This is a genomic window from Aquipuribacter sp. SD81 (assembly GCF_037153975.1).
Classification (GTDB): Bacteria; Actinomycetota; Actinomycetes; order Actinomycetales; family JBBAYJ01; genus Aquipuribacter.
The window spans coordinates 1-26,013 of record NZ_JBBAYJ010000018.1; the positions used below are offsets into that span (position 1 = coordinate 1).

25 protein-coding genes, 2 tRNA genes and 1 pseudogene are annotated in these 26,013 nt (G+C 76.8%); 9 read left to right on the top strand and 19 right to left on the bottom strand.

The annotated features are described in order from the left end of the window. Window positions 1-438: DAK2 domain-containing protein (locus WAA21_RS11770; RefSeq protein ID WP_336923003.1), on the bottom strand; the 438-nt coding region annotated here is incomplete at its 3' end. 159 nt (window positions 439-597) lie between these two features. Here WAA21_RS11770 and rpmB point away from each other — a divergent pair. Beyond that, complete coding sequence (gene rpmB / locus WAA21_RS11775; protein WP_336923004.1) at window positions 598-783, top strand: 50S ribosomal protein L28; 186 nt, start codon at window positions 598-600, stop codon at window positions 781-783. Window positions 784-805: 22 nt separating this feature from the next. On the opposite strand, the gene thiL is transcribed toward rpmB, so the two are convergent. Next, on the bottom strand, window positions 806-1,885 hold the full coding sequence (thiL, locus tag WAA21_RS11780) for a thiamine-phosphate kinase (protein WP_336923005.1): 1,080 nt from the start codon (window positions 1,883-1,885) through the stop codon (window positions 806-808). Between the two features lie 33 nt (window positions 1,886-1,918). On the opposite strand from thiL, the gene WAA21_RS11785 reads away from it, so the two are divergent. Both WAA21_RS11785 and WAA21_RS11790 read left to right on the top strand, forming a co-directional pair. Continuing rightward, complete coding sequence (locus tag WAA21_RS11785) at window positions 1,919-2,152, top strand: Lrp/AsnC family transcriptional regulator (protein ID WP_336923006.1); 234 nt, start codon at window positions 1,919-1,921, stop codon at window positions 2,150-2,152. Then, window positions 2,131-2,607 (top strand): DUF3515 family protein, encoded by a 477-nt coding sequence (locus WAA21_RS11790; RefSeq protein WP_336923007.1) that lies wholly within the window; start codon window positions 2,131-2,133, stop codon window positions 2,605-2,607. The genes WAA21_RS11785 and WAA21_RS11790 overlap by 22 nt, the downstream gene beginning before the upstream one ends. A 22-nt stretch (window positions 2,608-2,629) precedes the next feature. Here WAA21_RS11790 and WAA21_RS11795 read toward each other — a convergent pair whose 3' ends face one another. Further along, window positions 2,630-3,808: a D-alanine--D-alanine ligase family protein gene (locus tag WAA21_RS11795; protein WP_336923008.1), complete on the bottom strand. Its 1,179-nt coding sequence runs from the start codon at window positions 3,806-3,808 to the stop codon at window positions 2,630-2,632. A 57-nt stretch (window positions 3,809-3,865) separates the two neighbouring features. Here WAA21_RS11795 and WAA21_RS11800 point away from each other — a divergent pair, with 57 nt between their 5' ends. Next, window positions 3,866-5,023 carry a trans-sulfuration enzyme family protein gene (locus tag WAA21_RS11800; RefSeq protein WP_336923009.1) on the top strand — a complete coding sequence of 386 codons (1,158 nt, stop codon included), beginning with the start codon at window positions 3,866-3,868 and terminating at the stop codon, window positions 5,021-5,023. Between the two features lie 3 nt (window positions 5,024-5,026). Here the strand turns inward: WAA21_RS11800 and WAA21_RS11805 are convergent, their stop codons facing one another. After that, a complete protein-coding gene (locus WAA21_RS11805; protein ID WP_336923010.1) occupies window positions 5,027-6,034 on the bottom strand; it encodes an NAD(P)H-dependent glycerol-3-phosphate dehydrogenase in 1,008 nt (335 codons plus the stop codon). Then, window positions 6,031-6,795, bottom strand: coding sequence for a lysophospholipid acyltransferase family protein (locus WAA21_RS11810; RefSeq protein ID WP_336923011.1), 765 nt, complete (start codon window positions 6,793-6,795; stop codon window positions 6,031-6,033). The genes WAA21_RS11805 and WAA21_RS11810 overlap by 4 nt, the downstream gene beginning before the upstream one ends. Before the next feature lie 41 nt (window positions 6,796-6,836). On the opposite strand from WAA21_RS11810, the gene cofC reads away from it, so the two are divergent. Next, window positions 6,837-7,562, top strand: coding sequence for a 2-phospho-L-lactate guanylyltransferase (gene cofC / locus WAA21_RS11815; RefSeq protein WP_336923012.1), 726 nt, complete (start codon window positions 6,837-6,839; stop codon window positions 7,560-7,562). Here the strand turns inward: cofC and murA are convergent. The 5 genes from murA to leuC are packed head-to-tail and all read right to left on the bottom strand — an operon-like array spanning window position 7,505 to window position 13,066. Then, window positions 7,505-8,818, bottom strand: a complete 1,314-nt coding sequence (gene murA / locus WAA21_RS11820; protein WP_336923013.1) for a UDP-N-acetylglucosamine 1-carboxyvinyltransferase — start codon at window positions 8,816-8,818, stop codon at window positions 7,505-7,507. The genes cofC and murA overlap by 58 nt on opposite strands. 56 nt (window positions 8,819-8,874) lie before the next feature. Beyond that, entirely contained in the window at window positions 8,875-10,113 is a 1,239-nt protein-coding gene (locus tag WAA21_RS11825) for an HU family DNA-binding protein (RefSeq protein WP_336923014.1), read from the bottom strand. A gap of 40 nt (window positions 10,114-10,153) precedes the next feature. Next, complete coding sequence (locus WAA21_RS11830; RefSeq protein ID WP_336923015.1) at window positions 10,154-11,008, bottom strand: class I SAM-dependent methyltransferase; 855 nt, start codon at window positions 11,006-11,008, stop codon at window positions 10,154-10,156. Window positions 11,009-11,032: 24 nt separating this feature from the next. Next, window positions 11,033-11,641 carry a 3-isopropylmalate dehydratase small subunit gene (leuD, locus tag WAA21_RS11835; RefSeq protein WP_336923016.1) on the bottom strand — a complete coding sequence of 203 codons (609 nt, stop codon included), beginning with the start codon at window positions 11,639-11,641 and terminating at the stop codon, window positions 11,033-11,035. Between the two features lie 12 nt (window positions 11,642-11,653). Further along, on the bottom strand, window positions 11,654-13,066 hold the full coding sequence (gene leuC, locus WAA21_RS11840; RefSeq protein ID WP_336923017.1) for a 3-isopropylmalate dehydratase large subunit: 1,413 nt from the start codon (window positions 13,064-13,066) through the stop codon (window positions 11,654-11,656). Between the two features lie 116 nt (window positions 13,067-13,182). Between leuC and WAA21_RS11845 the strand changes: the two are divergent. Beyond that, a pseudogene (locus tag WAA21_RS11845) lies at window positions 13,183-13,896 on the top strand (IclR family transcriptional regulator); the annotation flags it as partial. A gap of 237 nt (window positions 13,897-14,133) precedes the next feature. Here WAA21_RS11845 and WAA21_RS11850 read toward each other — a convergent pair. Further along, window positions 14,134-14,206: transfer RNA gene (locus WAA21_RS11850), tRNA-Glu, on the bottom strand. A gap of 74 nt (window positions 14,207-14,280) precedes the next feature. Continuing rightward, window positions 14,281-14,352, bottom strand: a tRNA-Gln gene (locus WAA21_RS11855). Between the two features lie 207 nt (window positions 14,353-14,559). Here WAA21_RS11855 and WAA21_RS11860 point away from each other — a divergent pair. Next, the gene (locus WAA21_RS11860; protein ID WP_336923018.1) at window positions 14,560-16,764 is read left to right on the top strand and encodes a hypothetical protein; all 2,205 of its coding nucleotides are present in this window, start codon (window positions 14,560-14,562) and stop codon (window positions 16,762-16,764) included. On the opposite strand, the gene gltX is transcribed toward WAA21_RS11860, so the two are convergent. Together gltX and WAA21_RS11870 are read right to left on the bottom strand one after the other, a co-directional pair. Then, complete coding sequence (gene gltX, locus WAA21_RS11865) at window positions 16,761-18,293, bottom strand: glutamate--tRNA ligase (protein ID WP_336923019.1); 1,533 nt, start codon at window positions 18,291-18,293, stop codon at window positions 16,761-16,763. The genes WAA21_RS11860 and gltX overlap by 4 nt on opposite strands. Next, on the bottom strand, window positions 18,290-19,093 hold the full coding sequence (locus WAA21_RS11870; RefSeq protein WP_336923020.1) for a fumarylacetoacetate hydrolase family protein: 804 nt from the start codon (window positions 19,091-19,093) through the stop codon (window positions 18,290-18,292). The genes gltX and WAA21_RS11870 overlap by 4 nt, the downstream gene beginning before the upstream one ends. A 44-nt stretch (window positions 19,094-19,137) precedes the next feature. Between WAA21_RS11870 and WAA21_RS11875 the strand changes: the two genes are divergently transcribed. After that, window positions 19,138-20,046: a 3-methyladenine DNA glycosylase gene (locus WAA21_RS11875; RefSeq protein WP_442893274.1), complete on the top strand. Its 909-nt coding sequence runs from the start codon at window positions 19,138-19,140 to the stop codon at window positions 20,044-20,046. On the opposite strand, the gene WAA21_RS11880 is transcribed toward WAA21_RS11875, so the two are convergent. Together WAA21_RS11880 and WAA21_RS11885 are read right to left on the bottom strand one after the other, a co-directional pair. Then, window positions 20,036-20,761 (bottom strand): maleylpyruvate isomerase family mycothiol-dependent enzyme, encoded by a 726-nt coding sequence (locus WAA21_RS11880; protein ID WP_336923022.1) that lies wholly within the window; start codon window positions 20,759-20,761, stop codon window positions 20,036-20,038. The genes WAA21_RS11875 and WAA21_RS11880 overlap by 11 nt on opposite strands. Before the next feature lie 25 nt (window positions 20,762-20,786). Beyond that, window positions 20,787-21,575, bottom strand: a complete 789-nt coding sequence (locus WAA21_RS11885) for an AraC family transcriptional regulator (protein WP_336923023.1) — start codon at window positions 21,573-21,575, stop codon at window positions 20,787-20,789. Window positions 21,576-21,656: 81 nt separating this feature from the next. Here WAA21_RS11885 and WAA21_RS11890 point away from each other — a divergent pair, with 81 nt between their 5' ends. Continuing rightward, window positions 21,657-22,178, top strand: a complete 522-nt coding sequence (locus tag WAA21_RS11890; protein ID WP_336923024.1) for a VOC family protein — start codon at window positions 21,657-21,659, stop codon at window positions 22,176-22,178. 374 nt (window positions 22,179-22,552) lie between these two features. On the opposite strand, the gene WAA21_RS11895 is transcribed toward WAA21_RS11890, so the two are convergent. Genes WAA21_RS11895 through WAA21_RS11905 form a run of 3 tightly spaced genes read right to left on the bottom strand, consistent with a single transcriptional unit; the run spans window position 22,553 to window position 25,942 of the window. Further along, window positions 22,553-23,188 (bottom strand): maleylpyruvate isomerase N-terminal domain-containing protein, encoded by a 636-nt coding sequence (locus WAA21_RS11895; protein WP_336923025.1) that lies wholly within the window; start codon window positions 23,186-23,188, stop codon window positions 22,553-22,555. Between the two features lie 24 nt (window positions 23,189-23,212). Next, complete coding sequence (gene cimA, locus WAA21_RS11900; RefSeq protein ID WP_336923026.1) at window positions 23,213-24,817, bottom strand: citramalate synthase; 1,605 nt, start codon at window positions 24,815-24,817, stop codon at window positions 23,213-23,215. An 18-nt stretch (window positions 24,818-24,835) separates the two neighbouring features. Beyond that, the gene (locus WAA21_RS11905; RefSeq protein ID WP_336923075.1) at window positions 24,836-25,942 is read right to left on the bottom strand and encodes a branched-chain amino acid aminotransferase; all 1,107 of its coding nucleotides are present in this window, start codon (window positions 25,940-25,942) and stop codon (window positions 24,836-24,838) included. Between the last annotated feature and the right edge of the window lie 71 nt (window positions 25,943-26,013).

Sequence of the window (26,013 nt, forward strand, 5' to 3'; positions counted from 1 at the left end):
CACCGACAGCACCGTGCCCTCCACCGGCTCGGCGACGGCCTGCCAGGCGAGCGCGTCGCCGCGGGCGAGCGCCTCGGCGACGGCACCGGCGGGCACCCCGCCGGGCGCGTCCAGCGGGCGCCGGCCGGCGGCGTCGGCGGCCAGCAGCACCTCGGTCCAGCCGCGGACGAGCTGGCTGGCGATGACCCCCGAGCTCCCGCGCGCCTGCACGAGCAGCGCCCGCGCCACCCCGTCGGCGTCGTCGGCGGCGCCGAGGGCGCGCGAGACGGTGAGGGCGAGGTTGGTGCCGGTGTCCCCGTCGGCGACCGGGAAGACGTTGAGGGCGTCGAGCTGCGCCCGCGCGCGCTCGAGCCGCTCGGCGACGAGGTGCGCCCACCGCACGAGCCGGGCGCGCGACAGCGGCCCGCCCGCCGCGGCGTGCCCGTCCTCGCCCGTCATGCCGCGCACGATACGGAGGACCCCGGACGCACGCCGTCAGGGAGCACCCGGGTCGTCCGGTAGTCTGTCGTGGTTGCCTGCCGGTACCCGGGGGGCTCACGTCCCCGAGGGCGCCCGGCACGGGCGGCCCCTGATCCAACTGCTTCCGAGGAGACACCCGTGGCTGCCACCTGTGACGTCTGCGGCAAGGGCCCCGGCTTCGGTCACAGCATCTCCCACTCGCACCGGCGCACCAAGCGTCGTTGGAACCCGAACATCCAGCGGGTCCGTGCGTTCGTGGGCGCGACGCCGAAGCGCATGAACGTCTGCACCTCCTGCCTGAAGGCGGGCAAGGTCACGCGCTGACCCCGGCGCCGACCTGCCGTCCCTACGGCACCTCGCGGCCGTCGTCCCGCCCGGGACGGCGGCCGTAGTGCGTCCAGCCGCCCGCACCACCGACCCGGCGGCGCACGTCCTCGCCGTCGAGCAGGACCGGCGCCGCCCCGTCCGGGGCGGCGCGGCACGTACCGACGACCCGCCAGCCGTCGAGCCCGGTCGCGTCCGCTCCGACGGTGGCGAGCATCGCGTGCTCCTCCCCGCTCGTCAGCACCCACCGGCCCGCGGTCCCCGCCGGCTCCCCCAGCGCGGTCGCGACCCGCTCGAGGACGGCCGGCGCCGCCAGCGCCGCGGCTGACAGGTCGAGGACGACCCCCGAGGCGCGGGCGAGACGGGTGGCGTCGCGCACCAGGCCGTCGCTCACGTCGATCATCGCCGTGGCGCCCGCGGCACGCGCCCGCGCGCCGGCCGCGTGGTCGACGGCCGGGGCCCGGTGCGCCGCCAGGCACAGCCGCACCGCCTCGACGACCTCGGCGTCGGGGTCGCGCAGCAGCCCCTCGAGCACCCCGGGCCCGGCGCCGAGCACCGCGAGCCCGGCGGCGGAGGCCCCGAGCGGACGCCCCGGCATCGGGCCGAGCACGACGAGGTCGCCCGGTCGCGCCCCGGCCCGCGTGACCGCGGGCGCGGGCCCGTCGAGGACACCCAGCCCGGTCCCGGTGACGACCGCGACCGGTGACTCCGCGACGTCGCCGCCGAGCACGTCGGCGCCGGCGGCGGCGACCTCCTCGCGCAGGCCGGCAGCCAGCTCCTCCGCCCACGCCAGCGGCAGGTGGCCGGGCGCGGCGAGGGACACGACGAGCCCGGTCGGTCGCGCGCCCATCGCCGCGACGTCGGCGAGGACCTGCACGACGGTCTTGCGCCCCACCTCCCGCCCGCTCGACCAGTCCTCGCGGAAGTCGACGCCGGCCACGAGGGTGTCGGTGCTCACCACGACGGCCCCGCCGGTCGCGAGCACGGCGGCGTCGTCGCCCGCCGGCACGAGGACGTCGGGCGAGCGCGGCGCGCCGAGCGCCGCCAGCACGTGCGCGACGAGGGCGTCCTCGCCGGCGTCGGCGACGGTGCGGCTGTCCATGCGGTCGTCCTCCAGGGGCACTACGGTCGGGCCGTGGTCCAGGCGTACATCCTCGTGCAGACAGAGGTCGGCAAGGCCGGCACCGTGACCGAGGCCATCCGCAGCATGGCGGAGACGGTCGGGGTGGAGAACGTCACGGGTCCCTACGACGTCGTGGCCAAGGTGCAGGCCGAGACGCTCGACGAGCTCGGCCGTCTCGTGGTCGCGCGCGTGCAGGAGCTGCCGGGCATCACCCGGACGCTCACGTGCCCGGTCGTCAACGTCTGAGGCCGGGCCCCGCCGCCCTCGCGCCGGCCGCGGCGCTGCTGCTGGGTGCCTGCTCCGGGCCCCTCGCCGTGGAGGCGGGCCCGGACGCCGCCGCGCCGGCCTGCGACGACCTGCTCGCGGCCCTGCCACGCACCGTCGCCGGGGAGCCGGCCCGGCAGACGACCGGCGCCGGCACGGCCGCGTGGGGCGACCCCGCCGTCCTGCTGCGGTGCGGGGTGGAGCCCACGGGGCCGACGGCCGCCGAGTGCGTGACGGTGACGGGGCCGCAGGGCGAGCAGGTGGACTGGGTCCTCCTCGCCTCCTCCGACGCGGGCGCCATCCTCACCACGTACGGCCGCCGACCGGCGGTCGAGGTCGAGGTGCCGGCGACGTACGGTCCGGCGACGCTGTCGGTGCTGCCCGAGGTCGGACCGGCCGTGGCGGGCCTGCCGTCCGAGGCCGTCTGCCTCGGCTGAGCGGGCGACCCGCCCGGCGGCCTCAGCGCAGGCCGGTGGGGCGCGAGAGGGCGAGCCGGAGCAGCCGGTCGACGAGCTCGGGGTAGTCGACGCCGGTGCTGTCCCACAGCACCGGGTACATCGACGTCGCCGTGAAGCCCGGCATGGTGTTGAGCTCGTTGAGCACGAGCCGCGCCCCGCCCGGCGCGTCCGGGTCGCCGCCCGGCTCGACGAACCAGTCCACCCGCGCGAGGCCCTCGCAGCCGAGCGCGGCGAAGGCCGCCACCGAGCGCTCGCGCACGTGCGCGGCGACGTCGTCGGGCAGGTCCGCGGGCGCGACGAGGTCGACCGCGGAGCCGTCGAGGTACTTCGCCTCGAAGTCGTAGAAGCCGTCGCCGTGCACGACGATCTCGCCGCAGACGCTCGCGGTCGGCGTAGCCCCGTCCGCGCCGCCCAGGACGCCGCACTCGACCTCGCGGCCGCTCACCCCGACCTCGACGAGGACCCGCGGGTCGTGCTCGGCCGCGGTGTCGAGGGCGGCGAGCAGCGCCTCGGTGTCGGCGGGGTCGTCGACCCGGGTGATGCCGAGGCTGCTGCCGGCCCGGGACGGCTTGACGAAGACGGGCGCCGACCCGAGCTCCTTCACCCGGCGCGCGGTGGCGGCCGGGCCGTCCTCGCCGCGCCAGTCCGACGGCTGCAGCAGGACCCAGTCGGCGACGGCGAAGCCGGCGTGGGCGAGGAGGACCTTCATCGTGTGCTTGTCCATGCACGCCGCGGAGGCGAGCACCCCCGAGCCGACGTAGCGCGTCCCGGCGAGCTCGAGCAGGCCCTGCACGGTGCCGTCCTCGCCGTAGGGCCCGTGCAGGAGCGGCAGCACGACGTCGACGTCGCCGACGGGCACGGGCGCACCGTCGGCGGGCACGCGCACGAGGCCGGGCGCGGCGGAGTCGGTCGCCGGCAGCACGTGGCCCGGCTGCACGGCGGACGCGTCGGTGACCTCCGGCAGGTCCCGGCCCCGCAGCCGCCACACGGCGGGGTCGTCGTCGACGAGCAGCCAGGCCCCCGAGCGCGTGATGCCGACGGCGACGACGTCGTAGCGCTCGCGGTCCAGCGCCGCGAGGACCCCGGAGGCCGTGACGCAGGAGATGCCGTGCTCGCCCGAGCGGCCGCCGAAGAGGACCGCCACGCGGGGTCGTCGGGCGCCGCCCGCGGGACTGCTCATGGCCCGCGAGGCTAGCGGCCACCGTGCCGGTGCGGGCGCACGCCTACGCTGGCGCGCGTGCCCGACTCCCCCGCCACCCGCCTCGTGCACGCCGGGCGACCGCCCGCGGTGCCGGGCGGCCCGCTCAACCCCTCCGTCGAGCTGAGCAGCACCTTCCACGCCGGCACCGGGCCCGACGGCCTCGCCGACCCGGCCGTGCGCAACTACGCCAGGGTCGGCACGAGCACGTGGGAGGCGCTGGAGGCCGCCGTCGGGGAGCTCGAGGGCGGCGAGGCGGTCCTGCTCGGGTCCGGCATCGCCGCGGTGACGGCCGCGGTCGAGGTGGCCCTGGCCCACGCGGGCGGCTCGACGCGGGTGGTCGTGCCGGCGCGGGCGTACTCCGGCACCGTCGCGCTGCTCCGGCACCTGCGCGACACCCGAGGGGTCGACGTCGTGGCCGTCGACCCGGCGGAGCCGGGCGCGCTCGCGCGGGCCGCGGCCGTCCCGGGCACGGGGCTGGTGTGGCTGGAGACCCCCGTCAACCCGACGATGGAGCTCACCGACGTCCGTGAGGTCGTCGCGGCCGCGGCGCCGGGCGCGCTCGTCGCGGTCGACGGGACCTTCGCGACGCCGCTGCTGCAGAACCCGCTCGCGCTCGGCGCGCACGTCGTCGTGCACTCGCTCACCAAGGCCGTCGCCGGGCACTCCGACGTGCTGCTCGGCGCGGCCGTCGCCGCCGACCCGGCCCTCGCGACGGCGCTGCGGGAGCACCGCACCCGCACCGGCGCCGTGCCGGGGCCGTTCGAGGCGTGGCTCGCGCTGCGCGGTCTGCGGACCCTCGACGTGCGCCTGCAGCGCGCGCAGGCGACGGCGGGGCTCGTGGCCCGGCGCGCGCAGGAGCACCCCGCCGTGCTCCGCGTCCGCTACCCCGGGCTGCCCGAGGACCCGTGGCACGCCGTCGCGCAGGCGCAGATGCGCGGGCCCGGCACGCTGCTCGCCCTCGACCTGCCCGACGCGGCGAGCGCCGAGCGCGTCGCGGCGTCGACCCGGCTGTGGGTGCACGCGACGAGCCTCGGCGGGGTCGAGTCCCTCCTCGAGCGACGCCGCCGGCACGCCGCGGAGCCCGAGGCCGTCCCGGAGGGCCTGCTGCGGCTGTCGGTCGGCATCGAGGACGCCGAGGACCTGTGGGCGGACCTCGCCCAGGCCCTCGACGGCGCGACCCGGACCGCGCGGTAGCGCTCAGGCCCCCTCGGGCTTGCGGGCGCGCGACAGCAGAAGCCGGGCGAGGTCCGGCGGGCGGAGCCGGTCCTCCACGACCTCGGTGACGGCCTCGGTGATGGGCACGTCGACGCCGAGCGAGCGGGCGAGGTGCAGCAGGGAGCCGCACGACACGACCCCCTCCGCGGTCTGCCGGGTGCGGGCGACGACGTCGGCGACCGTGCCGCCGCGGCCGAGCTCCTCCCCGAACGTGCGGTTGCGGCTGAGCGGCGACGTGCACGTCGCGACGAGGTCGCCCATCCCGGCGAGCCCGGCGAAGGTCTGCGCGTCCGCGCCGAGCGCCGCGCCGAGCCGCGCGGTCTCCGCGAGCCCGCGCGTGATGAGCGACGCCCGGGAGTTGTCGCCCATGCCGAGGCCGACGGCCATGCCGACCGCGAGCGCGATGACGTTCTTCATCGCCCCCGCGATCTCGACGCCCACCACGTCGGTGTTGGTGTACGGGCGGAAGTAGTCGGTCGAGCACGCGGCGGCGACCCGCTCGGCCACGGCCTCCTCGCTCGCGGCGACGACCGTCGCGGTGGGCTGCCGCGCGGCGATCTCCCGGGCGAGGTTCGGCCCGCTCACCACCGCCACCCGGGTGTCCGGCACGCCGCCGGCGTCGGCGACGACCTGGCTCATGCGCCGGTCCGTGCCGTGCTCGACGCCCTTGGACAGGCTGACGAGGACCGCGTCGGGGCGCACGTGCTCCGCGAGCGGCGCCACCGTCGCCCGCAGCACCTTCGACGGCAGCGCGACGACGACGACCTCGGCGGCCGCGACCGCGGCGGCGGCGTCGGTGGTCGCGGCCAGGCCCGGCGGCAGCGCGACCCCCGGCAGGTAGCGCGGGTTCTCGTGGTCCTCGGTGACAGCCCGGACGGTCTCCGCGTCCCGGCCCCACAGCGTGGTGCGGCAGCCCGCGTCGACGGTGACGGTTGCGAACGTCGTGCCCCACGACCCGCTGCCCAGCACGCACACCGTCGCACCGCTCACGGGCGCCGGCCCTCCTCGCCGGTCCACCGGCCGGTCTCCGGCACGCCCGCGGCGCGCGGGTCGAAGGGCGTCGCGGGCGGCGTCCCACCGCGCTGCTCGGCGACGATGGCGGTGAGGGCGCGCATGATGCGGTCGGTCGCCTCGACGAGGACGGCCTGGTCGAGCGGCCGGCCGCGGAGGTCGTCGAGGTCGACGGGCGGGCCCGCCCACACGTGGACCGTCTTCCGGGGGAACGGCCGGAGCACGCGCCCGTAGCGCGGCAGGACACGGTGCGGGCCCCACTGCCCGATCGGCACGACGGGCGCACCCGTGCTGAGCGCGATCCGGGCCGCACCGGTCTTGCCGCGCATCGGCCACAGGTCGGGGTCGCGCGTGAGGGTGCCCTCGGGGAACACCGCGACGAGCAGCCCCGCCTCGACCGCCTCGACGGCGGAGCGGTACGTCGCGCTCGCGTCGCCACCGCGGTGCACGGGGATCTGCTCGGCGCTGCGCAGCAGCGCCCCGAGGCCGGGCACGCGGAACAGGCTCGCCTTCGCGAGGAAGCGCATGATGCGCCCGTGCCCGTGGACGAAGTGGGCGAAGGTGAGGGGGTCGAGCTCGCTCGCGTGCGTCGACACGGCCACCACACCACCCGCGTCGGGCAGGTGCTCGCCACCGCGCCAGTCCCGCCGCGCCAGCAGCCGGAGCACGGGGACGACGACCGCGACCGTGAGGCGGTACCCCCACCCCTGCCGTGACGAGGTCTCGGGGCCGGCGCTCACGCGGTCACCCTAGCGTCGCGCCCGGTGGGACGATCGGGACGATGAGCGCCCCCGCCGCCACGGCCCACCCCGGCTGGACGGTCGTGCTGCCCGTCAAGGGCGGGCCCGGCGCCAAGTCGCGGCTCGTGCCGCCCGGGCCGGCCCGACGGGCCGACCTCGCCCGCGCCGTCGCCCTCGACACGGTGGCCGCCGTGCTCGCGTGCCGGGCGCCGGACGGACCCGTCGCGGACGTCGTCGTCGTCACCGCCGACGAGCCGACCGCACGGGAGCACGCCGCGCTCGGCGCCCGCGTGGTCCGCGACCCGGGGTCGGGGCTCGACGCCGCGGTGCTCGCCGGGGCGGCCACCGCCCGGCCCGACCGGCCGTGCGCGGTGCTGCTCGCGGACCTGCCGTCGCTGCGGCCCGACGAGCTCGTCGAGACCCTCGCCGGCTGCGCCCGGCTCCTGGCCGGCGGCGCGGGCCAGGTCGTGGTGCCCGACGCCGACGGCACGGGCACGTCGCTGCTCGCGGCCTCCCGGCCGCAGTCGCTGCGGCCGTCCTTCGGGGCGGGCTCGGCGGCCCGCCACGAGGCGCTCGGGGCGCGCCGGCTGCGGGAGGCCCCGTGGGGCGTGCGCCACGACGTCGACACGCTCGCGCAGCTGACGGAGCTGCTCGAGCACGGGACGGGCGCCAGGACCACCGAGGCCGCGGGCGCCCTCCGAGGGGCGGCTCAGCCGCGCTCGACCATCGCCCCCAGCGCGGCGAGCTTGTCGCCGAAGTGCTCGTAGCCGCGGTCGATGAGGCCGATGCCGTGCACCCGCGAGGTACCCTCGGCGGCGAGCGCGGCGATGAGGTGGCTGAAGCCGCCCCGCAGGTCCGGCACGGTGATGTCGGCGGAGTGCAGCTTCGCGGGGCCGGAGATGACCGCGCTGTGCTGGAAGTTGCGCTGGCCGAACCGGCACCGCGCCCCGCCGAGGCACTCCCGGTACACCTGGATCGTCGCGCCCATCTCGCGCAGCGCCTCGGTGAAGCCGAAGCGGTTCTCGTACACCGTCTCGTGGACGATGCTGAGCCCGCTCGCCTGGGTGAGGGCGACGACGAGCGGCTGCTGCCAGTCCGTCATGAAGCCGGGGTGGACGTCGGTCTCCAGCACGATCGAGGACAGGTCGCCGCCGGGGTGCCAGAAGCGGATGCCGTCCTGCTGCACGTCGAAGCGGCCGCCCACCTTCCGGAAGGTGTTGAGGAACGTCATCATCTCCGGCTGCGTGGCGCCCTCGAGGAACACGTCGCCCTTCGTGGCGAGCGCGGCGCACGCCCACGAGGCGGCCTCGATGCGGTCGGTGAGGGCGTAGTGGTCGTAGCCCTCGAGCCGGTCGACGCCCTCGATGCGGATGACCCGCTCGGTGTCGACGCTGATGATGGCGCCCATCTTCTGCAGCACCGCGATGAGGTCGAGGATCTCCGGCTCGGTCGCGGCGTTCTTCAGCTCGGTGACGCCCTCGGCCCGGACGGCGGTGAGCAGCACCTGCTCGGTGGCGCCGACCGAGGGGTACTCCAGCTCGATGCGGGTGCCCGTGAGGCCGTGCGGGGCCGTGATCCGGATGCCGGAGGCGAGCTTGTCGACCGTCGCGCCGAAGCGCCGCAGCGACTCCAGGTGGTAGTTGATCGGCCGGTCGCCGATCCGGCAGCCGCCGAGGTCCGGGATGAACGCCTCGCCGAGGCGGTGCAGCAGCGGTCCGCACAGCAGGATCGGGATGCGGCTCGTGCCGGCGTGGGCGTCGATGTCGGCGCTGTGGGCGCTCTCGACCTCGCTCGGGTCGAGGAGCAGCCCCTCCTCGCCCTGGTTGCTGACGGAGACGCCGTGCAGCTCGAGCAGGCCCGTGACGACGCCGACGTCGCGGATGTCGGGCACGTTCCGCAGCCGGCTCGGGGTCTCGCCGAGCAGCGAGGCCACCATCGCCTTGGACACGAAGTTCTTGGCGCCCCGCAGCCGGATGCGCCCGTGCAGCGGCGAGCCGCCGTGGACGATGAGCGTGTCGGTCACGGCCCCATGGTGGCGCATCGGTGCCGCCGATCCGGCATCCGGCAGGTCAGGGCGGCTCAGGTGTCGTCCCCCGACGTCGTCGAGGCCGTGCCGCCGGCGCCCTCCTGACCGGTGCCGGCCGCGGCGCTGCTCGACGGCGTCGGCGTCGACCGCACCGCCGGGCGGCGCGTGGGCGTCGCGCCGGTCGAGCGCGTGCCCGCCGAGCGGCTCGCCGGAGCGGACTTCCGGGCCGTCGTCCGCTTCGCGGGGGTGCGCGTCGCCGCGCCGGGCGCGGTGGCCTTCGTGACGGTCGGCGTCGTCGTGCCCGACTCGTCCGGCGTGCTCGACGTCGACGCGGCCGGCGGCGTCGCGCCGCTCGCCGTCGCCTTCCTCGCGGTCGCCTTCCTCGCGGTCGTCTTCCTCGCGGCCGTCGTGCCCGCGGTCGTCGTGCCCGCGGTCGTGCTCGCCGAGGTACCCGCCGCCGTCGCCTTCGTCGCCGGGGTCGTCCTCGCGGTCGTCTTCTGCGCGGTCGTCTTCTTCGCGGTCGTCTTCTGCGCGGTCGTCTTCTGCGCCGTCGTCTTCTGCGCCGTCGTCCTCTTCGCGGCCGTCTTCTTCGCGGTCGTCCTGCTGGCGCGCGTGGGCGGCAGCGTGGCGGTCGAGTCGGTGCTGCGGCTGTCCGCGTCGGTCGCGGTCGCCGTGCCGGTCGTCGTCGCCGGCGTCGCCTTCTTCGCCGGCGCCTGCTTCGCCGTCGTCTTCTTCGCGGTCGTCTTCTTCGCGGTCGTCTTCTTCGCCGGCGCCTGCTTCGCCGCCGTCTTCTTCGCGGTCGGGGTGGCGGCCTGCGTCGCCGCCTCGGGCACGCTCGCGCGACCGGAGGTGGTCGGCGTCGTGCTGCGGGGCTCGGCCGGGACCGCCTCGGCGGGGGGCGTGACGGGACGCGCCTTCTTGCCGAACTTCTTCTCGGCCTTGACCTGCGCCTTCTTGGCGACCTTGGCGACCTGCGACCCCTTCTTGCCCTCGGCGACGGCGGCGGCCGCGACGGCGATCGCCTGCACCCCGAGGCCCTTCGCCTCATCGACGAGGACGGCGAAGCCCTTGGCCGGCTCGAACTTCGGCACCGTGACGCCCGCGACGTCGACGTGCTCCTCGCTGGCGGCCCGGTAGGCGCGCTCGAAGGTGCCGAGGCCGCTGACGGCGACCTTCTCCCCGCGGGCCACGGCGTCCGTGATCGCCTCGACGAGGGCGTCGACGGCCTGCTTGGCCTTCTTCTTGTCGCCGATGCGCTCGGCGATGGCGGCGACGAGGTCGCTCCTGTTCACGGCTGCCTCCTGGCCTCGGGCGGTCCTGGCGCCGGTCACGCTACGGGTAGGCCGTCGCCCGGTCCACGCGTGAGCCGCCGAGCGGTGCGCGTGCGAGCGCCTGCGCCCGCACGTAGTCCTGGTCGTAGGACCCGTCCGCCCGCCGCAGCGCCGTCGCGCACGCGGCCACGGCCGCCCGCTCCAGCGCCCGCCGGTCCTCGCCGCGCGGGGCGTCGGGCCCGCGCAGGTACCCGGGCAGGACCTGGCTCACGAGCCACGCCGCCATCGCGTCCCGGTCCGGCAGCGCGCGGCGCTGGCGCACGAGCCGCACGTCGTCGACGACCAGGCCCGCCCCCGCGAGCAGGTCGCCGAGCGTGCGGGCGTCGGGGAAGAACCACGGCGACGGGCCGAGGCCGTGCGCGGCGGCGACGTCGTCGAGCACGGGCCTCGCCGACCCGATCTGCCCGGCGCCGCCCTGGTCGAGCCGCAGCGTGCCGCCGGGCGCGAGCACCCGCGCGAGCCGGTCGTGGGCGCGGGGCTGGTCGGCCTCCGGCACCCAGTGCAGGGTGGCGACGGACACGACGACATCGGCCCAGCCGTCCGGCACGACGGCGTCGAGGTCCTGCACGCGGGCGACCGCGAAGCGGACGTCCGGCCGCGCGCCCCCGGCGCGGGCGACGTCGACCTGCGAGGCCGAGGCGTCGACGCCGAGCACCTCCCCGCCCGGCGCCACGAGGTCCGCCAACGACCGGGTGAGGTCGCCGACCCCGCAGCCGACGTCGAGCACCCGCAGCCCCGCCCGCCACCGCACCGGCGCGAGGACCTCGTCGTCGTGCGCCCGGTGGTGGGCGGTGGCCGCGGCGTAGGAGGTCCCGTCGAACGCCGGGTCGGCGGGGCGGGACGGCCGGGCGGTCACGGCCTGCGGGTCACGGCCGCGCGGTCACGAGGGCGTCGGCAGGGCGGGCAGCGTGGTCGGTCGCCACGCCTCCCGCCGCGCCTCGAAGTCGGCGACCTCGGCCTCGTGGCGCAGCGTGAGCCCGATGTCGTCGAGGCCCTCCATGAGCCGCCAGCGCGTGTAGTCGTCCACCTCCATGGGGCACACGACGTCGGCGCAGCGGACCTGCCGCTGCTCGAGGTCGACGGTCACCTCCAGCCCCGGCTGCTCCTCGAGCAGCTTCCACAGCAGCTCGACGTCCTCCTGCGAGAGGCGGCCGGCGACCAGACCCTGCTTGCCGGCGTTGCCGCGGAAGATGTCGGCGAAGCGCGAGGACAGCACGGCCCGGAAGCCGTAGTCCTTGAGCGCCCAGACCGCGTGCTCGCGCGAGGACCCCGTGCCGAAGTCCGGCCCGGCGACGAGCACGCTGCCTGTGGCGTACGGCTCGCGGTTGAGCACGAAGCCCGGGTCCTGCCGCCACGCCGAGAACAGGCCGTCCTCGAACCCGGTGCGCGAGACCCGCTTGAGGTAGACGGCGGGGATGATCTGGTCGGTGTCGACGTTGCTCGCGCGCAGCGGGACGCCCGTGCCGGTGTGCGTGGTGAACGGCTCCATGACGGTTCCTCCTCAGACCAGGTCGGCGGGGCTCGACAGCGTGCCGCGGACGGCGGTCGCCGCGGCGACGAGCGGGCTCACGAGGTGCGTGCGCCCGCCGCGGCCCTGCCGGCCCTCGAAGTTGCGGTTCGACGTCGAGGCGCTGCGCTCCCCCGGCGACAGCTGGTCGGGGTTCATGCCGAGGCACATCGAGCAGCCGGCGCCGCGCCACTCCGCACCGAACTCCTTGAAGACGACGTCGAGGCCCTCCTCCTCCGCCTGCAGCCGCACGCGGGCCGAGCCGGGCACGACCATGACGCGCAGGTCGGGGTGCTTGTGGCGGCCCTGGACGACCTCGGCCGCGGCGCGCAGGTCCTCGATGCGACCGTTCGTGCACGAGCCGATGAAGACGGTGTCGACCTTGACTTCGCGCATGGGCGTGCCGGCCTGCAGCGCCATGTACTCCAGCGCCCGCTCCGCCGCGGCGCGGGCCGACGGGTCCGGCATCGCGGCGGGGTCCGGCACGCTGGCCGACAGCGGCACGCCCTGACCGGGGTTGGTGCCCCACGTGACGAACGGCTCGATGTCGGCGGCGTCGAGGACGACCTCCTCGTCGAAGACGGCGTCGTCGTCGCTGCGCAGCGTCCGCCAGTACTCGACCGCGGCGTCCCAGTCCGCGCCCTGCGGGGCGTGCGGGCGGCCCCGGAGGTAGTCGAACGTCGTCTCGTCCGGCGCGATCATGCCGGCCCGCGCACCGGCCTCGATCGACATGTTGCAGATGGTCATCCGCGCCTCCATGGACAGGCTGCGGATGGCCTCGCCCCGGTACTCCAGCACGAAGCCCTGGCCGCCGCCGGTGCCGATGCGGGCGATGACGGCGAGGATGATGTCCTTCGCGGTCGAGCCCTCCGGCAGCGCGCCGTCGACCGTGATCGCCATGGTGCGGAACGGGCGCAGCGGCAGCGTCTGCGTCGCGAGGACGTGCTCGACCTCGCTCGTGCCGATCCCGAAGGCGAGGGCGCCGAAGGCGCCGTGGGTCGAGGTGTGGCTGTCGCCGCACACGACCGTCAGGCCCGGCATCGTGAGGCCGAGCTGGGGGCCGACGACGTGGACGATGCCCTGCTCGACGTCGCCGAGCGGGTGCAGCCGGACCCCGAACTCCTCGCAGTTGCTGCGCAGGGTGTCGACCTGCGTGCGGCTCACCGGGTCGGCGATGAGCGTGGTGCGCCCGACGCCCGGGTCGGTGGGGACGTTGTGGTCCTCGGTGGCGATGGTGAGGTCCGGGCGGCGGACGGGGCGGCCGGCCAGCCGCAGGCCCTCGAACGCCTGCGGGCTCGTCACCTCGTGCACGAGGTGCAGGTCGATGTAGAGCAGGTCCGGTTCCTGCCCCTCGCCCTTGCGCACGACGTGCGCGTCCCACAGCTTCTCCGCGAGCGTCCTGCCCATCGGTGTGCCTGCCCTCCTGCGGCCGGTGCGGGCCGCTGCCGAGTGAGCCGATGGTCGCGCCGGCGACTTCGGCGACGCACTTGCCATCCCACTGACCGAGACGGCAGTATCGACTCGTGGACAAGGGTAGCGGAGTCGGCGTCCTGGACAAGGCCGCGGTCGTGCTGGGAGCCCTCGAGGGCGGCCCCGTCACGCTCGCGCAGCTCGTGGAGAGCACGGGCCTCGCCCGTCCCACGGCGCACCGCCTCGCGGTCGCGCTCGAGCACCACCGCCTCGTCGCCCGCGACGGCAACGGCCGCTTCGTCCTCGGCCCCCGGGTCGCGGAGCTCGCGGCCGCCGCGGGCGAGGACCGTCTCTTCGCCGCCGCGCAGCCCGTCCTCGCGGCGTTGCGCGACCACACGGGCGAGAGCGCGCAGGTCTACCGCCGGCAGGGCGAGCACCGGGTGTGCGTCGCCGCGGCGGAGCGCCCGAGCGGCCTGCGCGACAGCGTCCCGGTCGGCGCGACCCTCACCATGCTCGCGGGCTCCGCCGCGCAGGTGCTGCTGGCGTGGGAGGAGCCCGACCGCCTCCACAAGGGCCTCATCGGCGCGCGCTTCTCGGCCACGACGCTGTCGCAGGTGCGCCGCCGCGGCTGGGCGCAGTCGATCGGCGAGCGCGAGCCGGGTGTCGCGTCGGTGTCGGCGCCCGTGCGCGGCTCGCAGGGCCGCGTCATCGCCGCCATCTCCGTGTCCGGGCCCATCGAGCGGCTGTCCCGGCAGCCGGGCCGCATGCACGCCGCCGCCGTCATGGCCGCCGCCAACCGGCTCACCGAGGCGCTGCGCCGGGCCGGCGGGGAGGGCGTCGCCGTCATGACGGCCCCCGCGGCCGCAGGCCCGCTGCCGCCTGCGCCCCCGGCGTACCGGACGGCACGCACCGTGCGCCCCGAGCACCGCGCGGACGGCGCGGCCCGCAACGGCCTGCGCGTCCCGGCCGCCTCGCCCCGGCCCGTCGCCCGCTGAGGCCGGCTCCGGGGCGTCCGACGACGACGAAGGCCCGCTCCCAGCAGGGAGCGGGCCTTCGCTGTGGTGTAGCCCCGACCGGATTCGAACCGGCGCTACCGCCTTGAGAGGGCGGCGTCCTAGGCCGCTAGACGACGGGGCCCTAGGTGCCCTGACCGGGCCGGTGAAGACTACCGCACACGAGGTGGTGCTCCGTGTGCCGCTCAGTCCCCTGAGCTGGGGTACCAGGACTCGAACCTAGACTAGCTGAACCAGAATCAGCCGGGCTGCCAATTACCCCATACCCCATGGGTGGTCCGTCCGCGGGCGGACGTGCCGGGAGCCAGGGTAGCCGAGGTCGGGGGGCGGTCCAAAACGCCCGCGCCCCGGCGCGTGCCGGCCGTGCGCCCGGCGTCGTGCGGCCCGGCGGGTGCGTACCGTGGGCGCCTGCGGGCGGGGCCCGCGCCGCCTCGCACCCGCGGGGACCGGACCACGCGCGAGGCGGGAGGCCGCTCGGTGGACGCGCTCGCGACGGGCCGCACGACGGGTCGCACGACGGGTCGCACGGCCCCGGTCCCCCGACCGGCCGCCACCGCCGGCACGGCGCTGCCGCTGCAGGTGCCCGTCGCCGCGGCGCTCCTCGCGCTCCCCGTCGTGCTGTGGGCGGGGCTCGCGCAGCAGGTCGGCGCGTGGTCCCCGTTCTCGGCCGCCGTCGCCGGCCTCGTCGGCGTCGCCCTCGTCGTCACCGTGCTGCCGCGGCTCCGCCTGCCGCGCACGGAGCCCGCGACCGCCGTCGCGCTCGCGGTCGTCGCGGTCCTCGTCGTCGGGTGGGGCGTCGTCGCCGCCGGCGAGCACGTCGTCGTCCGGCGCGACCCGGGCGCCTACGCCACGTACGCGCTCGCCCTCGCCCGCTACGGCGGTGTGCCCCTCGACCCCGGCGTGGAGACGTTCGGCCTGTCGGCGGCCGACCCCTGGGTGCGGGTCGGCGCGGCCGCCAACTACTCCGTCCCGGGACCGGTGCTGGACGGGGCCCCCACCCTGAGGGTGCAGCCGCAGTTCCTCGTCGGGGTCCCGGCCCTGCTGAGCGTCGCCTGGTGGGTCGCGGGCTGGACGGGTCTCGCGGTCCTCCCCGCGCTCGCCGCGGGCCTCGCGGTGCTCGCCGTCGGGGCGCTCGCGGCCCGGCTCGTCGGCCGCTGGTCGCTGCTCGCCGTCACGCTGCTCGCGTGCGCGCAGCCCTTCGCGCTGGTCGCGCGCCAGACGTTCTCGGAACCGTTCTCCCTGCTGTACCTCGCGGCGGGCGTCGCGCTGCTCGTCGCCGCCGTCGACGCCGGCGGCGGGGCGGTCGCCGACCTCGCCGCCCGCCGCCGGGCGCGCGCGCTCGGGCTGGTCGCGGGGCTGCTGCTCGGGGCCAACCTGCTCGTGCGCATCGACGCCGCCCGCGAGCTGCTCCTGCTCGTCCCGGTCGTCGCCGTGCTCGCGGGCCGGCGCCACCCGGCCGCTCTCCCGCTCGCGCTCGGCTCGCTCGGCACCGCCGTGCCCGCCGCCTGGGCGACGGCGTTCTGGGACTCGGCGTACATCGCCTCCGTCATGAGCTCGCTCGGCCCGCTGCTGCTCGGCGGTCTCGTGCTGCTCGTCGTGTGCTGCGCGGCGCTCGCCGTCGGGCTGCCCCTCGCCGAGCGCTGGGCGGGCGGTGCTCCCGCGGCCGTGACGGCGCTCGGCCGGGCGCTGCCGTGGCTGGCCGGCGGTGTCGTCGCGCTCGCGTGGCTCGTCCTGGCGAGCCGCCCGCTGTGGCTCGTGGACCGCCGCGCGCCGTACCTGCCGGGCCAGGACGACTTCGTCGAGGCGCTGCAGGCCCAGCAGGGCCTGGCCCCCGACGGCTGGCGGACCTACGCCGAGGACACCGTCACGTGGCTCGTGTGGTGGCTCGGCCCGCCGACCGTGGCCCTCGCCGCGGTCGCGTCGGTGGTCCTGACGGTGCTCGGGGTCCGCGCGCTGCTCGCCCGCGGGCCGCTGCCGGGGTGGGTCCTGCCGTTCGGGCTCGCGCTCGCGGTGAGCGTCGTGTCCCTGTACCGCCCCGCCATCACGCCCGACCACCCGTGGGCGGACCGGCGCTACGTGACGGTGACGTACCCGTTCGTCGTGCTGTGCGCGACGGCCGCCGTCGCGTGGGTCGTCGCCCGGCTACGCGGACCCGACCGGGCGCGGCGGGCCGCTCGGCCCCTCGTCGGCGCCGCGCTGTCGCTGCTGCTGCTCGTGCCGACGGCGGCCGCCACCGCACCCGTCGCCGTCGAGGCGACGGAGGTCGGGCAGGCGCAGGCCGCGGAGGACGTGTGCGGCGCGCTGGAGGCGGCGGGGCCGGACCCGGCCGTCCTGGCGGTGGGGTTCCGGGCCCGCGTCGAGTGGGCGCCCGTCGTGCGGGCGCTGTGCGGGGTGCCGTTCGTCGGCGTCGAGCCGCCCGCCGACGTCGCCGGCACCCCCGCGGCCGAGGCCGAGCTGGGGGTGGTGCTCCGCACCGCCGCGGCGGGGGCGCGCGCGAACGGCGCGACGCCCGTCGTGCTCGTCGGCGACCGGGCGAGCGGGCAGCTGGTCGCCGACGCGACCGGGCGCACCGCCGAGCCCGTCGTCGACCTCACGACGAGCGAGCCCGACCGGCTGCTGGAGGAGCCGCCGACGAGCAGCCGGGAGCTGCTCGTGCAGGCGTGGCTCGTGCCGCTCGGCTAGGCCTCCGGCGGCGCGGCGTCGAGCTCGCCGGCCAGGCGCCGCAGCCGGGCGAGCGAGCCGTCCCGGCCCAGCAGCTCCATCGACTCGAACAGGGGCGGCGACACCCGCCGGCCGGTGACGGCGACCCGGACCGGCGCGAAGGCGAACTTCGGCTTGACGCCCAGGCCGTCCACGAGCGCCGCCCGCAGCGCCGCCTCGATCGAGGCGGTGTCCCACACGGGGACCTCCTCCAGCGCCGTGAGCGCGGCGTGCAGCACCTGCGGCGCCTCGGGCCGCAGCGCGTCGACGCTGTCGCGGTCCAGCAGCAGCGCGACGTCCGGCACGAAGAGGAAGCCGAGCATGTCCCGGGCCTGCCCGAGCAGGGTCATGCGCTCCTGCACGAGCGGGGCCGCGGCCTGCAGCAGCTCGGCCTGCCGGGGGGTCGGCGGGTCGTCGACGAGGCCACCGAGGTAGGGCACGACCCGGCGCGCGAGCTCGCCGGGCGGCAGCGCCCGCAGGTGCTGGCCGTTGATGGCCTCGGCCTTCGCGACGTCGAAGCGGGCGGGGTTGGCGTTGACGTCGACGACGTCGAAGGCCTCGACCATCTCCTCCAGCGTGAAGACGTCCCGGTCCTCCGCGAGGCCCCAGCCGAGCAGCGCGAGGTAGTTGAGCAGCCCCTCGGGCAGGAACCCGCGCTCGCGGTGCAGCAGCAGGTTCGACTCCGGGTCGCGCTTGCTCAGCTTCTTGTTGCCCTCGCCCATGACGTACGGCAGGTGGCCGAAGCGCGGCGCACCGTGACCGATGCCGACCGCGGCCAGTGCGTCGTACAGCGCGACCTGGCGGGGCGTCGAGCTCAGCAGGTCCTCCCCGCGCAGCACGTGCGTGATGCCCATGAGGGCGTCGTCGACGGGGTTGACGAGGGTGTAGAGCGGGTCGCCGTTGGCGCGGACGACCGCGAAGTCCGGCACCGAGCCCTGCGCGAACCGGATCTCGCCGCGCACGAGGTCGTCGACGACGACGTCGGCGTCCGGCATGCGGAAGCGCAGGACGGGCACCCGGCCCTCGGCGAGGAACGCCTCCCGCGCGCCGTCGGTGAGGTAGCGGTCGTGGTTGTCGTAGCCGAGCTTGGGGTCGCGGCCGGCGTCGCGGTGCCGCTGCTCGACCTCGGCGGGGGTGGAGAACGACTCGTACAGGTGCCCGGCCTCCACGAGCCGGGCGATCGCGTCGTCGTACAGCGCGCGCCGCTCCGACTGCCGGTACGGCGCGTGGGGGCCGCCGACCTCCGGGCCCTCGTCCCAGTCCAGGCCGAGCCAGCGAAGGGAGTCCAGCAGCGCGTCGTAGGACTCCCGGGAGTCCCGCGCGGCGTCGGTGTCCTCGATGCGGAACACGAACGTGCCGCCCGTGTGGCGGGCGTACGCCCAGTTGAACAGCGCCGTGCGGACCAGGCCGACGTGGGGGCTGCCGGTGGGCGACGGGCAGAAGCGGACGCGGACGGGCACGTCGGCGGCGTGCTCGCCGTGGCGGGCGACCTCGTGCAGCTGCGGGCTCACGCGGCACCCCCGTCACCGGAGTCGCGGACGGGGTTGCGGAGCACCCCGATGCCCTCGACCTCCACCTCGACGACCTGCCCGTCGCGCAGCGGACCCACCCCGGCGGGCGTGCCGGTGAGGATGACGTCGCCCGGCAGCAGCGTGAACGCCTCGCTCACGTGGCTCACGAGCCGCACGACGTCGTGCAGCAGCAGGCTCGTGCGGCTGTCCTGCACGACCTCGCCGTCCACGCGCGTGGTGAGACGCAGGTCCTCGACGGCGAGCTCGTCGGCGGTGACGAGCCACGGCCCGAGCGGGCAGAACGTGTCGAAGCCCTTGGCGCGCGCCCACTGCAGGTCGCTCCTCTGCAGGTCGCGGGCGGTCACGTCGTTCGCGCACGTGTAGCCGAGGACCACCTCCGGCACACGGTCCGGCGGCACGTCCTTGCACAGCCGGCCGATGACGACGGCGAGCTCGCCCTCGTAGTGGACCTCCTCCGACTGCCACGGCAGCACGATCGGGTCCATCGGCCCCACGACCGACGTGTTGGGCTTGAGGAACACCGCGGGCTCGCCGGGGGGCGTGCCGCCGCCCATCTCCTCGACGTGGTCGGCGTAGTTCTTGCCGATGCCGACCACCTTGCTGCGCGGGATGACCGGCGCGAGCAGGCGGACGTCGGCGAGCGCGTGGGACTGCCCGGTCCGGGTCGGCTCGACGTACAGCGGGTCGCCGACGACCTGGTGGACGACCTCCTCGCCGACCTCGCCCTCGACGACGCCGTAGACCGGGTCCTCGCCTGCCGTGTACCTCGCGATGCGCACGGTCGCCGAGGCTACCGGCGGCCCGCGCGGCCCTGCCTACCCTGGTGCCCGTGCGGGAGGGGACGGTGCTCGACCCGGCGACGTGGACGGCGCTCGCCGACGCGCACGCCGCGCGCGCCGACGCGCTGAGCGCCGGGCACCGGGCGCGCCGGGCCCGCGGCGAGGCCCACGCCGTCGAGGACTTCCTGTGGACGTACTACCCGACCCGGCCGGCGCAGCTGCGCCGCTGGCACCCGGGTGCCGGCACGGCCCTGGCCCCCGGCGACGACGGCCCCGCCCCGCACGCGGCGTGGCGCTGGTACACGACCGACGGCGACGGCGTCGTGCGGCTCGACGCCGACGGGTTCCTCTCCGCACGCGGGGACACCGTCCGCTTCGTGCACCGGCTGCTGCGGGCGACCGCCTCGCGGCCGGCCTTCACCGGCTGCCTCGGCCTGCACGAGTGGGCGATGGTGTACCGGCAGGACGCCGGCGAGGCACTGCGGCACCCGCTGCCGCTGCGCCTGGGCCAGGCCGGCACCGACGCGGTCGTGGAGTCCCACCCGGTGCGGTGCAGCCACTTCGACGCGTTCCGCTTCTTCACCGCGCCCGCCCGCGGCCTCAACCGGCTGCAGCCGACGCGGGAGCGGCAGGTGGAGCTCGACCAGCCCGGCTGCCTGCACGCGGCGATGGACTGCCACAAGTGGGCGGCCAAGCTCGGTCCGGCGGTCCCGGGTGGGCTCGCGCTGGACTGCTTCGCGCTGGCCGGGGAGATCCGGCTGCTCGACATGCAGGCCTCGCCGTACGACCTCACCTCCTACGGCCACGCCCCGGTGCGCGTGGAGACCGCCGAGGGCAAGGCGGAGTACGTCGCGCGGCAGCGGGAGCTGACGGCCCGGGCGGCGGTCCTGCGCGACCGGCTCGTGGGGGTGTGCGGCACCCTGCTCGGGCGGGAGGCCGGCCTCAGGTCGTGACGGCCCGGAGCCGCTCGGCGAGCGCGTGCGCCGCCGCGGCGTCGCCGGAGACGTCGAGGTCGCCGTGGGGGCGCCCCCACAGCCACAGCAGGAGCGCGCCCGCCCGTGCGCGCACCGTCGCGTCGGCCGGGCCGTGCTCGTCGTGGGGTCCCGCGGCACCGTCGACGACCGCGAGCGAGGTGGGCTCGGCGCGGACGGTCCACGCGCGCCCGCCCGGCACGCGCAGCACCACGGTGGCGGGCGGACCCGGCTGCGGCAGGTCCGACCAGTCACCGGCCGCGAAGACGCGGAGCAGCTCGTCGACGCCGTCGGCGGCGAGCGCGTCGTCGGGCTCCGGCTCGAGCCCGGCGGCGAGCTCGACGTCGACGCGGTGCACGGCCGTCTCGTGCGCCATGCGCCGGGACCAGAAGCCGGCGGTCGCGTCCGTCCCGTCCCACGTCCACGCGGGCGCCGTCGCACCGGCGGCGCCCAGGACGGCCTGCAGGTGCTCGTGCGCCTCGCGCGGTCCGTCGGCGGGGGGCGGGACGTCGGGCTCGGAGGCGGCGCCGACGCTCGCCGCGGCGCGCCGGTAGCCCTCCCCGAGGTGGTCGAGCAGGTCCGCGACCGTCCAGTCCGCGCAGGTCGGCACCGCCGCCGACGGGCCCGCGGTCGCCGCTGCCGCCAGCAGCGCCTCGAGCTCGCGGCGCAGGTGGACGAGGTGCTCCTCGTGCTGCATCCCGGGAGGCTAGCGACGTCCCCGGCTACGGGGCCTGCGCCTCGCGGCGGTAGCCGCTCGGGGTGAGGCCGAGCACGCGCGTGAAGTCGCGCGTGAGGTGGGCGTGGTCGGCGTAGCCGAGCTCGGCCGCGAGGTCGGCGAGCGGCACGTGCGGGTCGAGGCGGACGCGCTCGGCCGCCTCCTGCAGCCGCCGGCGCCGCAGCAGCGCGGCCGGTGGGAGCCCGACGTGCGTGCGGGCGAGCCGCTCCAGCGTGCGCGTGGAGACGGCGAGGCGGCGGGCGAGGTCCTCGGGCGTGACGACGGTGCCGTCGCCCTCCGCGAGGTCGAGCATCGCGTTGGCGCGCCGGCCGTCCTCGTCGACCGGGCCCACCCGCTCCCGCAGCCACGCCGCCAGCAGCGCGCACGCCGCCTCCCGGCGCCGCTCGGGCGGCCGGTCGCCCGTCATGCAGGCGACCACGCCCGCGTGCAGGTCGGGTGCGGCCACCGGCCGGTAGGCGTCCCGGTCCGCCGACGGGTCGGGAGACAGCGCCGGCACCGCCGCGGGCCGGAGCAGGGCCCCGACCGCCCACCCGGTCCCCGTGAGGTCGCGGTGGGAGGCCCGGGTCGTCGGGCCGGCGAGACCGACGCCGCCCGGCTCGACGACGAGGTTGCACGACGGGTGCGACAGGACGTGCTGCCGGGAGGTGCGGCCCGGCGCGAGGCGCCACTCGGGCACCCAGTACCAGCGGACGAGCGCGGCGTCGGCGCCCTCGGGCGCGAGCCGGTGCAGCTCGGGCAGACGGGCCGGGTACAGGATGCCGCGGGGAGCGACCACGGGACGCACGCTAGGACCGGAGGCCGACCGTGTCGCGCAGGTCCAAGCCGTGCCCGGCGCCGGCTGCCTAGCGTCGGCGTCATGAGCGAGCAGACCGGGTCCCCCGTCCGAGCGGCCGACGGGGCGCACACCACCCGTGGTGTCCCGCACGGCAGCACGAGCCTCACCCCGTTCCTCGTCGTCGCGCCCGCCCGGGAGGCCGTCGACTTCTACGTCGACGTCTTCGGCGCGCGCGTCGTCGACGTCACCGAGATGGGCGGGGTCGTCGTCCACGCCGAGCTCGACCTCGGCCACGGCCGCCTGCAGCTCGGCGAGCCGAACCCCGACTATCACCTCGTGCCCGCCCCCGCCGGGGACGACGACTGCTACTCCCTCGGGCTGTACTGCGAGGACGTCGACGCCGTCGTGGCCCGGGCCGAGGCCGCGGGCGCCGTGGTCCGGGAGCCGCCGTCGACGTTCGTGTCGGGCGACCACTTCGCGAGCCTGCGCGACCCGTTCGGCGTCCGCTGGTCGGTGATGACCCGGGTGGAGGACCTGTCGGAGGCCGAGAGCGTCGAGCGGGTGCGGGCGTGGGCGGCGCAGGCGGGCGCCGCGGGCGCCTAGGTTGCAGCCTCGCGCCCGCGTCGACGGAATGGGTCGCCCCTGACGGCTCCAGACCCCGTCGTCCGGAATCCGGACCCGAGGACACCCGTTCCGGCCCTGAGCGTTCGTACCGTCCGGAAACCGGACCGAGGACCGTCCTGACCGACCCCGCCACGGCCTTGACGTCCGGAATCCGGACCGGAGGATCGCCCGACCGGACCCTCACCGCCCTAGCGACCGTCATCCGGACCCGGGAACCGTCCGCTCCGCCCCATACCGGCCCTGCCGTCCGGGATCCTGACTGCAGGGCTTGCGGCGGTCGCGCGAGAGTCCCACCGGAGGCCCGCGACAGGCCCGCCGAGCGCCGGCGGTGGACCGGCGTCGTCACGGAGCGCCTACAGCACCCGGGCGGCGTCGAGCGCGTCCCGCTCGCGCCGGGCGAGGGCCCGCAGCACGGCCGCGTCGCCGTGGCGGCGCCGGGCGGCCTCCTGCAGCACCTCGACCGCCACGGCCACGGTCGACGGCGGGGCGCCGGGCTCGCAGCCGAGCGACAGGGCGAGGTCCTCCAGGTGCACCGCGAGCTCGACGCAGCGGGTGCGCAGGTACTCCCCGACGCCCAGCACCTGGTCGCGGCGGTGGCCGACCGCGAGCACCTCGTCCGCGGCGGCGTCCGGCAGTGCGGCGGCGAGGTCGTCGACCGCGGCGCGCAGCGACGCGACGAGCGCGTCGTGGCCGTCGGCGGCGGTGGCCGCGGCCCGCTCCCGCACGCCCGTGTTGAGCGCCGACGAGGGCTCGGCCGCGCCCTCGAGCCCGGCGTAGTACCCGGCGGCGTCGAGGGGGGCCACCCCGGCCGGCACCGGCGCGCCGCGGTACGCCTGCACCTGCAGGACGGCGCGGGCGAGGTGCGCGGCGAGCTCCCCGACGCTCATGCCCGCGAGCACCGACGCCTCGTCCCAGCGCGCGGCGACCCGCTCGCTCGCGACCAGGCGCAGCGCCGCCCGGGAACCGGCGAGGAAGGCTCGCGAACTCACGCGCGCCCGCTCACGCGCGCCCGCTCACGCCCGCGACGGCACGCCGCGGCGCAGCAGGCCGTGCGCGAGCCCGTCGACGAGCGCCTCCCACGAGGCCTCGACGACGTTCGGCCCGACGCCGACCGTCGTCCACGTCGAGGCGTCGTCGGCGGTCTCCAGCAGCACCCGGGTCACGGCGTCCGTGCCGTGGGACGCGTCGAGGATGCGGACGCGGAAGTCGACGAGGTCGAGGTGCTCGAGCTCGGGGTAGGTGGGGGTGAGTGCGCTGCGCAGCGCGGCGTCGAGCGCGTTGACGGGGCCGTTGCCCTCCCCGACCGCGATGCAGCGCTCGCCCTTGAGCACCAGCCGGACCGTCGCCTCCGACAGCGCGCCCCCGTGCGTGCCGCCGGGGCGCATCTCGGTGGTGACGCGCCAGGAGTCGACGTGGAAGTAGTCGGGCACGCCCTCGCCGCGGCCCTGCTCGCACGCGGTGCGTCGCACGAGGAGCTCGAAGGAGGCGTCGGCCGCCTCGAAGGTGTACCCCTCGGCCTCGCGCGCCTTGACGGCGTCGGCGACGGCCGTCAGCAGCGCCGGCTCCGAGAGGTCGAGGCCCAGCTCGCGGCCCTTGAGCTCGATGCTCGAGCGCCCCGCCATCTCCGAGACGAGCATCCGCATGTCGTTGCCGACGGTCCGCGGGTCGATGTGCTGGTACAGGTCGGGGTCGACGCGGATCGCGCTCGCGTGCAGCCCGGCCTTGTGCGTGAAGGCGCTGGCACCGACGTACGGCTGCCGCGAGTACGGCGGCACGTTGGTGATCTCGCTGACGGCGTGCGCGATCCGGCTCGCCTCGGCGAGGCCGCCCTCGCGCAGCACGGGCGTGCCCCGCTTGAGCTCGAGGTTCGCCACGACCGTCACGAGGTCCGCGTTGCCGGTCCGCTCGCCGTAGCCGTTGAGCGTGCCCTGCACCTGCACGGCGCCCGCGTCGACCGCCGCGAGGGTGTTGGCGACCGCGCAGCCGGTGTCGTTGTGGCAGTGGATGCCCATCGGCGCGCCGACCGCGACGGCCACGTCGGCGACGACGTCGGCGACGACGCCGGGCAGGTGGCCGCCGTTGGTGTCGCACAGCGCGACGGTCGAGGCGCCCGCCTCCACCGCGGTCCGCAGCACCGCCAGGGCGTAGTCGCGGTCGAGCAGGAAGCCGTCGAAGAAGTGCTCGGCGTCGAGCACGACCTCGCGGCCCTCGCCCACGAGGAACGCGACGCTGTCGCGCACCATCTCGAGGTTCTCCGCGAGGGTCGTGCGCAGGGCGCGCTCGACGTGGCCGGTGTGGCTCTTGGCGACGAGGGTGACGACGGGCGCCCGGGAGTCCAGCAGCGCCCGCACCTGCGCGTCGCTCGCCGCCCGCCCGCCGGCCCGGCGGGTCGCGCCGAAGGCGGCCAGGCGCGCGTGCCGCAGCGTCAGCTCGTCCGCGGCGCGGGCGAAGAACTCCGTGTCCTTGGGGATCGCGCCGGGCCAGCCGCCCTCGATGACGCCGACGCCGAGGTCGTCGAGGTGCACGGCGATCGCGAGCTTGTCCGCGACCGACAGCGACAGCCCCTCCTGCTGGGCCCCGTCGCGCAGCGTCGTGTCGTAGACCTGCACCCCGCTCACGCCACCACCGTCACCACGTCATGCCAGCCGGCGCAGCCAGCCGTGGGTGTCCGCCTCGCGGCCGTACTGGATGCCGAGCAGCCGCTCGCGGACCTGCGTGGTGACCGGGCCCGGCTCGGTGCCCATGACGACCTCGCCGCCGTCCCACGCGAGGCGCCCGAGCGGCGTGACGACCGCGGCCGTGCCGCACGCGAACACCTCGGTGATCTCGCCGCCCGCGACGCCGTCGCGCCACTCGTCGACCGACACGCGCCGCTCCTCGACCCGGTGCCCGAGCTCCCCGGCCAGGGTGAGGATGGACGAGCGGGTGACGCCCTCGAGGATGGTGCCGGTCAGGGACGGCGTGACGAGCGTGCCGTCCGCGTGCACGAAGTACAGGTTCATGCCGCCCAGCTCCTCGACCCAGCGGTGCTCGGTCGCGTCGAGGAAGCACACCTGGTCGCAGCCGTGGCCGATGGCCTCCTGCTGCGCGGCGAGGCTCGCGGCGTAGTTGCCGCCGCACTTGGCCTCGCCGGTCCCGCCCGGGGCGGCGCGCGTGTAGTCGGTGGTGAGCCAGATGCTGACCGGGGTCACGCCGCCCGCGAAGTACGACCCGGCGGGCGAGGCGATGAGGCAGTACGTCACCTCGTGGGCCGGGCGCACCCCGAGGAACGACTCGCTGGCGAACATGAAGGGCCGCAGGTACAGGCTCGCCTCGCCGCCGGTCGGCACCCAGTCGGCGTCGGCGCCGACGAGCGCCTCGAGGCTCGCGAGGAACGCGGCCTCGGGCAGCTCCGGCAGCGCGAGCCGCCGCGCCGAGCGGGCGAAGCGGGCCGCATTCGCCTCGGGGCGGAACGACCACACCGACCCGTCCTCGTGCCGGTACGCCTTGAGGCCCTCGAACACCTCCTGCGCGTAGTGCAGGACCGCCGCGGCCGGGGACAGCGTGATGGGGCCGAAGGCCCGGACGCGCGCGTCGTGCCAGCCGCCGTCGGGGGTCCACGTCGCGGTGACCATGTGGTCGGTGAAGTGCTTGCCGAACCCCGGCGCCCCGAGGATCTGGGTGCGCTCGTCGTCGCTGCGGCGGACGACGTCCGGGTCCACGACGAACTCCAGCGCGGGGGCCTCGTCGAGCGCCCGCTCCATCGCCTGCGGGGTGCCCGTCTGCGTGTCCGTCTGCGTCATCGTGCGCCTCCCAGCCTGTCCGCCCGGCGCCC